The sequence below is a fragment of the Methylobacterium sp. J-077 genome (assembly GCF_022829365.1).
In the GTDB taxonomy this organism is placed as follows: Bacteria; Pseudomonadota; Alphaproteobacteria; order Rhizobiales; family Beijerinckiaceae; genus Methylobacterium.
In genome coordinates this window covers 398,368-406,903 of record NZ_JAKSYJ010000119.1, presented here as the reverse complement: position 1 = coordinate 406,903, position 8,536 = coordinate 398,368, and the positions used below count along the sequence as shown (strand labels likewise).

Annotated in this window: 7 protein-coding genes; 5 read left to right on the top strand and 2 right to left on the bottom strand. The window is 69.4% G+C overall.

Annotation, left to right across the window (positions count from 1 at the left end; all coding sequences use genetic code 11):
• The 5 genes from MKL11_RS14835 to lptB all read left to right on the top strand — a co-directional run.
• A partial coding sequence (locus MKL11_RS14835) for a KUP/HAK/KT family potassium transporter (RefSeq protein ID WP_243944702.1) occupies positions 1–1,471 on the top strand: 1,471 nt, incomplete at its 5' end.
• Between the two features lie 101 nt (positions 1,472–1,572).
• The gene (htpG, locus tag MKL11_RS14830) at positions 1,573–3,405 is read left to right on the top strand and encodes a molecular chaperone HtpG (protein WP_243944701.1); all 1,833 of its coding nucleotides are present in this window, start codon (positions 1,573–1,575) and stop codon (positions 3,403–3,405) included.
• Positions 3,406–3,713: 308 nt separating this feature from the next.
• The gene (gene lptC / locus MKL11_RS14825) at positions 3,714–4,433 is read left to right on the top strand and encodes an LPS export ABC transporter periplasmic protein LptC (protein WP_243944700.1); all 720 of its coding nucleotides are present in this window, start codon (positions 3,714–3,716) and stop codon (positions 4,431–4,433) included.
• Complete coding sequence (locus MKL11_RS14820) at positions 4,430–5,113, top strand: LptA/OstA family protein (RefSeq protein WP_243944699.1); 684 nt, start codon at positions 4,430–4,432, stop codon at positions 5,111–5,113. Before lptC ends, MKL11_RS14820 begins: the two co-directional genes overlap by 4 nt.
• The gene (gene lptB, locus MKL11_RS14815; RefSeq protein ID WP_243944698.1) at positions 5,110–5,970 is read left to right on the top strand and encodes an LPS export ABC transporter ATP-binding protein; all 861 of its coding nucleotides are present in this window, start codon (positions 5,110–5,112) and stop codon (positions 5,968–5,970) included. Before MKL11_RS14820 ends, lptB begins: the two co-directional genes overlap by 4 nt.
• Here lptB and MKL11_RS14810 read toward each other — a convergent pair.
• Together MKL11_RS14810 and MKL11_RS14805 are read right to left on the bottom strand one after the other, a co-directional pair.
• Entirely contained in the window at positions 5,960–7,156 is a 1,197-nt protein-coding gene (locus MKL11_RS14810) for an MFS transporter (protein WP_243944697.1), read from the bottom strand. The genes lptB and MKL11_RS14810 overlap by 11 nt on opposite strands.
• Positions 7,157–7,195: 39 nt before the next feature.
• Complete coding sequence (locus tag MKL11_RS14805) at positions 7,196–8,347, bottom strand: dimethylmenaquinone methyltransferase (protein ID WP_243944696.1); 1,152 nt, start codon at positions 8,345–8,347, stop codon at positions 7,196–7,198.
• Positions 8,348–8,536 lie beyond the last annotated feature (189 nt).

The window sequence follows — 8,536 nt, the reverse complement described above, 5'->3', positions numbered from 1 at the left end:
CACCCTCGTGATCCTGGTCGCGCTGTTTGCGATCCAGCACAAGGGCGTGGCGGTGATCGGCCGGGTGTTCGGCCCGGTGATGCTCGTGTGGTTCGTGGTGTTGGTCCTGCTGGCGATCCCCAGCATCCTGCGCGCGCCCGAGATCCTGGGGGCGGCCAATCCCTGGCGGGCCGTGGACTTCCTGGCCCATGCCGGCTGGCATGTGAGCTTCATGATGCTGGGTGCAGCCTTCCTGGCGGTGACCGGCGGCGAGGCGATGTATGCCGATCTCGGCCATTTCGGCGCCCCGGCGATCCGCGTCGCCTGGTTCGGCCTCGTGCTGCCGGCGCTGCTGATCCATTATTGCGGCCAGGGCGCCCTGCTGATCGCCGATCCGAGCGCGATCGAGAATCCGTTCTATCTGCTGGCCCCCGAGTGGGCGCATTATCCGTTGGTGGCGCTCGCCGCGATGGCGACCGTCATCGCCTCGCAGGCGGTGATCTCGGGCGTCTACTCGCTGACCCAGCAGTCGATCCAGCTCGGCTTCATGCCGCTGATGCGGGTCGTCCATACCGATCAGGATGAGCGCGGCCAGATCTACGTGCCGGCGGTGAACTGGCTGCTCGCGGGCGCGACGCTGGCCGCCGTCGTGGTGTTCGGCTCCTCTGACGCGCTCGCCGGTGCCTACGGCATCGCGGTCTCGGCGCTGATGGGCATCACCACCCTGCTGGCCGCGCTGATCGCCCTCCGCTGGGGCTACAACCCGATCCTGGTTTTCGCGGTCAACGGCTTCTTTCTCGCCATCGACAGCGTGTTCTTCGCAGCCAACAGCGTGAAGCTGTTCGAGGGCGGCTGGTTTCCCCTGGTGCTCGCCGCCGCGGTCGCCTTCCTGATGCTGACCTGGATGAAGGGCAACCACGTCCTCGAAGCGGTGCGCGAGACTATGCGCCAGCCCGAGGCGACCTTCCTGGGCCGCCTCGCCTCGCACCCGCCCGTGACGCTGCCCGGCACCGCCGCGTTCCTCACCGCCGCCACCGAGGGTATCCCGATGGCCTTGGGCCGGCTGGTCGAGCGCAGCCGGTGCCTGCACGAGCGCATCCTTCTGATCACCGTGATCTATGAGGAGGCGCCGGTGATTCCCGCCGAGGAACGGGCGCAGGTGACCCTGGTCGCCCAGGGCATCCGCAAGGCGATCTCGAAATACACGCCCGGGATGGAGCGCGTCGTGCTGCGCTACGGCTTCATGCAGACCGCCTCGATTCCCGAAGGCCTGCAATGCGCGGTGACGAGCGGCCTGCTGCCCCCGGAATACCTGGAGGACCTGACCTTCTTCGTCGGCCACGAGGTGGTCATCCCGTCGAAGAAGCCCGGCATGGCCCTGTGGCGCCAGGGCCTGTTCGCCTTCATGAAGCGCAATGCCGAGCGCACCGGCGCCCATTTCTGCCTGCCGACCCGGCAGATCGTGGAGGTCGGGACCGAAATCGAGATCTAAGCCCGATACGCCCCACCGCTTACGCTGCGCAGCCGCATTGAAAACCGCCGGCCAAGCCGACATATCGGCCCCGCATTTTACCCTACGCGGAGGCATTCCCTGTGAGCGAGACGATTGAGCGGCACGAGTTCGGAGCGGAGGTGGGTCGGCTCCTCGATCTCGTCGTGCACGCGCTCTATTCCGACCGCGAGATCTTCCTGCGCGAACTCGTCGCCAACGCCGCGGACGCCATGGACCGGCGCCGGTTCGAGGCGCTGACCTCGGCGGCGAGCGCCCTGCCGCCGGACGCCAAGGTCCGGATCGTGCCCGACAAGGAGGCACGCACCCTGACCGTCTCGGATGCCGGCATCGGCATGAGCAAGGAGGATCTGGCGGCCAACCTCGGCACCATCGCCAAGTCCGGGACGCGGGCCTTCTCGCAGACGCTCGAATCCGCAAAGGCCGAGGACCGGCCGAGCCTGATCGGCCAGTTCGGCGTCGGTTTCTACTCGGCCTTCATGGTCGCCGACCGGGTCACCGTCACGTCGCGCCGCGCCGGCAGCGAGGAGGCCTGGACCTGGGCGTCGGAGGGCCAGGGCAGCTACACCCTGGAGCCCGCCACCCGGCCCGAGCCCGGCACCGACATCGTGCTGCACCTCAAGGCGGATGCGGACGAGTATCTCGAACCCTACCGGCTCGATCACCTCGTGCGGAAATGGGCGGACTTCATCACCGTGCCGATCGCCATCGCCCGCGACGGCAAGGACGAATCGGCCAACCAGGGCACCGCGCTCTGGCGCAAGCCCAAATCCGAGGTGACGGAGGAGCAGTACGAGGCGTTCTACCACGCCCTCGGCATGAACTTCGACAAGCCCTGGGCGACGCTGCACTGGCGCGCCGAGGGCCAGCTGGAGTTCTCCGCGCTGCTGTTCGTGCCCGGCGCGAAGCCGTTCCAGGCGTTGGAGGACAATCGGCAGAGCAAGGTCCGCCTGCATGTCCGGCGGATGTTCATCACCGACGAGGCCGATTTGCTGCCGCCGTGGCTGCGCTTCGTCCAGGGTGTTGTCGACACCGAGGATTTGCCGCTCAACGTCTCCCGCGAGATGCTGCAATCGACGCCGGCGCTCGCCCGGATCCGCCGCGCGGTCACCGGCCGCGTCGTCTCCGAGCTGACCACCCGCGCCAAGGATGCCGAGAGCTATCAGATCTTCTGGGAGAATTTCGGCGCGGTGCTCAAGGAGGGCATCTACGAGGATTTCGAGCGCCGCGGCGAGATCGCGCCCCTGCTGCGCTTCCGCTCCTCGGCGGTCGAGGGCTGGACATCGCTGCCGGACTACGTGTCCCGCATGAAGGACGGCCAGGACGCGATCTACTACCTCGTCGCGGACGATGCCGAGGCGCTGAAATCCTCGCCCCAGCTCGAAGGCTTCAAGGCAAGGGGCCTGGAGGTGCTGCTGCTCTCCGACCACGTCGACGCCTTCTGGCCCGACCAACTCGGCAGTTTCGAGGAGAAGCCGCTCAAGTCGATCACCAAGGGCGGTCTCGACCTCTCCAAATTTGCCCCCGAGGTTGAGCAACCGGAGGCGCCGGAGGGCATCGACACCTTCGTGGCTGCCGTGAAGACGGCGCTCGGCGCCGAGGTCTCGGACGTGCGCACCACTGACCGGCTGGTCGATTCGGCCGTGGTGCTCTCCGCCGGCACGGCCGGGCCCGATCTGCAGATGCAGCGCCTGATGCGCCGCGCCGGTCGCGCCGGTGCCGCCCAGCCGGTGCTGGAGATCAACCCCCGCCATCCGCTGATCCGGGCGCTCGCCGCCGCGCCCGAATCGGAGATCCCGAAGGAGGCCGGCACCCTTCTCGACCTCGCCCGCATCCAGGACGGCGACAGCCCGCGCGACCCGGCGGCCTTCGCCCGCACGATCGCCGCGGCCCTGGCGGCGGCGCGCGGCGCCTGACGCTGAGCGCTTCACCCTTTGAGGATCAAAGCCGGGCCCGATTCGCTTGGGCTCGGCTTCGACTGAAGCTGCGGGCGCAACCCGCACGGCCCGTCTCTTCGCGGCCCCGTTGCTGAAACAGGCGGGTGTGTGCTCACGCACATCCGCGTCAAAAGTTTCCGAGTTCGGTTGATCATTCGGAAACGGGCGAGCCATAACTTCGCCACCGGTCGGGGTCATCCACCGATCGGAGGCGCGGGCGCGGTGGGGGCCGCAGGCGTCTGAGCCGATTCCTCTCGCGCGCGGGTTACGCGCCTCACGGACGCTGCATGAACCCGGTCGAGGCTCAAGCCGGCAACGGACAGGCGGTCGCGGCGGCACGCACGCGGGCTCACGCCCGGGCGTACCGCCACAGCAGCCGCGTGCGGACGATGCGCCGCCTCATCCCGGTGGCGGCTGGCGGCTCTGTGGCGCTGCTGCTCGCCTATCTGTTCAACCCCTTCGTGGCGAACCTGCCCGGCGTCTCGGTCGGTCCCGTGACCTTGGCTGGCTCCAAAGTCCGCATGGAGAACCCCCGGCTCGCGGGCTTCCGCCAGGGCAACCGCGGCTACGAGGTGACGGCCGACGCCGCCCTGCAGGACGTGCGCAAGCCGAGCTTGATCGAGTTGGAGCGGATGCGCGGCCACCTCGCCACCGATGACCAGGGCGGCATGGCTCGGCTCTCGGCCGCGTCCGGCCTGTTCGACACCGCCCGCGAGGCGCTCGACCTGAAGGACGATATCCGGATCTGGACCGACAAGGGCGAGGAGGCGCGCCTGCGCTCGGCCGCCGTGGTGTTCAAGACCGGTTCGGTGAGTTCCCAGGAGCCGGTCACCGTCTCGACCCCGCGTGCCACCGTCAACGCCAACGCCCTCGACGTGGTCGAGAGCGGCAAGCGGATCTCGTTCATCGGCAGCGTTCACGTCGTGATCGTGAACGAAGACCAGGCCGACAAGGCACCCCCGCGCATCCTGACCTCGAACGCCGAGCCCGCGGAAGGCAGCCGATGAACGCCGCCAGGACGGTCTGCGCCGCTGTCGTGGCCTGCTTCGCGCTGGCCGGCCCGGCTCTGGCCGAAAAGCCAACCAAGAAAGAATCGCCCTTCGGCAATATTGGCGGCGGCGGCAAGGAGCCGATCAAGATCGACGCCGACAGGCTCGACGTGTTCGACCGGGAGAACCGGGCGGTGTTCGTCGGCAACGTCGTGGCTGTGCAGGGCGAGAGCACGATCCGCTGCTCGACCATGACCGTCTATTACAAGCGCGGCAAGGACGGCGCAGGCAAGGACTCCGCCAGCAAGGATGCCCCGGCCGAGGCGAAGAGTGCGGAAGCGGCCGCCGAGGCGCCGGCCCCGAAAAATCCGGCCGAGAACGGCATCCAGAAAGTCGATTGCGCCGGCCCGGTCACGGTAGTCCAGAAGGACCAGGTCGCCAGTGGCGACCATGCGGTGTTCGACCAGGATGCCAAGCGCATCGTGCTCACCGGCAACGTCGTGCTGAGCCAGTGCCAGAACGTCACTCGCGGCCAGCGGCTGGTCTACGACATGAATACCGGCCGGGCGAACATGGACCCGGTGGCCGGTGGGCGCGTCTCAGCCCTGTTCGTGCCTGGCGACAAGGCCGATGCCAAGGATGGCAAGCCGAAGGGCTGCACGCAGCCGCCGGTCAAGCCGCGGGCGCAGGTCAATTGAGCGGCGCGGTCGCGTTCCGGGCGGAGCCGCAGGATGCGGCGAGCCGCCCGACGCTCCTCGGCCGCCTGTTCGGCCGGCGCGTGAGCCCGCCTGTCGCCGACCCGGACGAGATCGCTGCCTCGGAAGAGGGTGGTCCCGGCATCCTCAGCGTGCGCGGCCTGCGTAAGAGCTACGGCGCCCGCACCGTCGTGCACGAGGCGGGGCTCACGGTCCGCACCGGCGAGGCCGTCGGGCTGCTCGGGCCCAACGGCGCCGGCAAGACCACGATCTTCTACATGATCACCGGGCTGGTGGTCGCCGACCGCGGCCACATCACCCTGGACGGCCTGCCGATCACCCACCTGCCCATGTACCAGCGGGCGCGGCTCGGCATCGGCTATCTGCCGCAGGAAGCCTCGATCTTCCGGGGGCTCACCGTCGAGGACAACATCCGAGCCGTTCTGGAGGTGGTCGAGCCCGACCGCAAGGAGCGGGCGCGCAAGCTTGATTCACTGCTCGAAGAGTTCGACATCGCGCGCCTGCGCAAGGCGCCATCCATCGCCCTGTCCGGCGGTGAGCGGCGGCGCTGCGAGATCGCCCGCGCGCTGGCCTCCTCGCCGACCTTCATGCTGCTCGACGAGCCCTTCGCGGGCATCGACCCGATCGCGGTCGGCGACATCCAGGATCTGGTGAAGCACCTCAAGCAGCGCGGCATCGGCGTGCTGATCACCGACCACAACGTGCGCGAGACCCTGGGCCTGATCGACCGCGCCTACATCGCCCATTCCGGCCGCATCCTCACGGAGGGCACCCCGGAGGAGATCGTGGCCAACCCGGATGCCCGGCGGCTGTATCTCGGCGAGGATTTCAGGCTCTGACAGTCCCTTGAGCGCGCGGACGGCGGCGCGCCAGCACCAGAAGGGCAACCGTGGCCGCCGCCATGAATCCGGCCGAGAGCACGAGCACCGCATTGCCGCCGAACCGGGTCAGTACGGCCGCAAGGGCCGGCGGCGACAGGGCTGACGCCAGATTGAGTGGCAGCGCGATGCGGGATGCCGCCCGGGCATAGGTCGCCCGGTCGAAGAAGACGAGCGGGATCGTCGCTCGCGCCACCGCCATGGCACCGCTGCCGAGTCCGTAGAGCAGAATGAACGCCCCGGCCGCGGCGGGGCCACCGTCGCCTGCGGCGAGCAGCAGCAGCGCCGTGAGGACGGCGAACGCCGCGATCAGGCCGGTGGTCAATCCGTCCAGGCGGCCGCCGCCGAAAAAATTGATCGCTCGCGCACTGATCTGGATCACCCCGAGAGCGGAGCCGTAGCCGATCGCTTCCGGGCGGCTCAAGCCCTCGACGATCAGCAGTTCGACCATGATGGCGCTGAGACCGAAGGCGACGAAGGCGCTGAGCGCGCTGCCGACGACGATCAGCGCGAAGGTGCCGATTTCCGGGGGTGGCTCGGCCGGGATCGCGTCTCGCAAGGGGGGAGCGGCGGGCTCCGTCGACCGGCGCGGCACACCGTAGAGGTAGAGCGGCACGCAGACGAGCCACATCGCCCCGGCATAGACGCCGCATGTGCCCCGCCATCCAAAGACGTCGTTCAGGAACGCCGTTGTCGGCCAGAACAGGCTGCTGGACAGGCCGGTCATGAGCATCATCGCCCCGATCGCCCGGCCGGCTGCCCGTCCGACCATCTCGGTCAGCAGGATGTTGGCGGCCGTCGTCAGCGTGGCGCTCCCGGCCGCGCCGAGGATCGCCCAGGCGGCGAGATAGGTGCCGTAGCCCTGCGCGACCGCCATGACGGCGAAGCCCGGACCCGCGACGACACTCCCGGCGATCATCACCCGCCGCGCGCCGTACTGGTCAAACGCCCGGGCCAGGAACGGAGTGCACAAGCCCATGACCGCGTAATGAACCGAATTGCCGGCAAACACAGCCGCGATGTCCACCCCGAGGTCGGCCGCGATCGCCGTGCCGACGATGGAGGTCAGGCTGACGCTGCCCCAGCCGACGATCTGGGCGAGGGCGACGACGATCAGGATGCGGATGGGCACGCGATCCGGGCGCATGGGTGTCGGATCTTTTTCCGCAACCGGACGCTTCCAGCCTCACCCCTTCCAGTTCTTCAACGCCGCGAACGGGCTGTCCGCCTCCGGGGGCTTGTCCGGGTTCAGCACCGGCTCGACCTGGGCGATCGCGTCGGCCATCGAGAAGGCCGAGCCGCTCTGGAGCCGGCCGCCGGCGGCGTCGCGGTGGCCGCCGCCGCGGAACAGGCGGGCGCCGTCGAGCGCCGTGCCGTCGTTGGAGCGGAACGACAGCGTGCCCATCCGCTGGACGTTGACGACGCGCTTGGCCCGGCCCGCATCCATGATCAGGTCGGAGACCCGCTGGAACGTGCCCGAATCGAGGGCGAAGGACAGGAGCGTGCCGTCCTTGAGCGGGCGGAACAGGGCGTCCGAGCGGGCAAGCGCCCGGGCGAGCCGCATGCGCGTGGTCAGCGCCCGGTCGTCGTCCGGCGCGTCGCGCAACAGGGTCTCGGTCACGGCGGTGCGGAACGACAGGGCGCGGCGCTCCAGGTCGGCCGGGCTCGCGCCCTCCCGCAGGGCCGCGGCGGCGGCGAGCAGCAGGCCGGCCATGAAGGTCTCGTGCCAGGGATGGCCGACCGGCACGAAGCTCGACACGCTCTCCCAGAACAGCTCGTCCAGCGCCAGTCCGCCCGGGAAGGCCGGGCTGTCCTTGCGCCAGAGGTCCACGGCGTCGATCGCCGCCAGCAGGGCGGAGAGGTCGGTCTCAGGCTCGTGGCTGGCGAACAGCGCCCGGTGATCGAAGGTCATCCGGGTCGCGCAGACGTTTTCGTCGATCAGCAGGGTGCAGTCCGGATCGCCGAGGTCGATCCGGCTCAGGCCGGGCCGCTCCGGATCGGCCACGGGCTCAAGCCCCTGGCGGCGCAGCTGGTCCAGCGAGGAGGCGTGGTGGTCGAGGACCACGAGCCGGTGCTTGCGGCCGTCCTCGCGGCGGCGGTTCATGGCGGCGAACTTCTTCAGGCCCGCGATGGTCTGCTCCTCCAGGCCGAGATCGGTCATGAGCAGGATCTCGCTCTCGCCCGCCCGGGCCAGGCGCTTGGTCTCGTCCTCGAAGACCGGGCCGACATCGCTGTAGCGCGGCACGTGGACGACGCGCTCGACCGCCGCGCAGGCGGCGGCGACCGTGGCGGCGCCGTAGCCGTCGAGGTCGTGGTGGGTGATCTGGGTCAGGCGCACGCGGGGCGGTCTCGGTCGGTGGCGGGTCCGGCCGGTCTACGACGCCCGGACCCGCGACGCGAGGGGGCGATCTGTTAGCCGGCAGCTTCCCCTCGGAGGCATTCGGTGCAGAATGCCGTCGGGCCGCCGTGAGTCGCAAACGACGCTGCGGACCCGGAGCACCGTGAAGAGTGCGCATCCGTCAAGAAA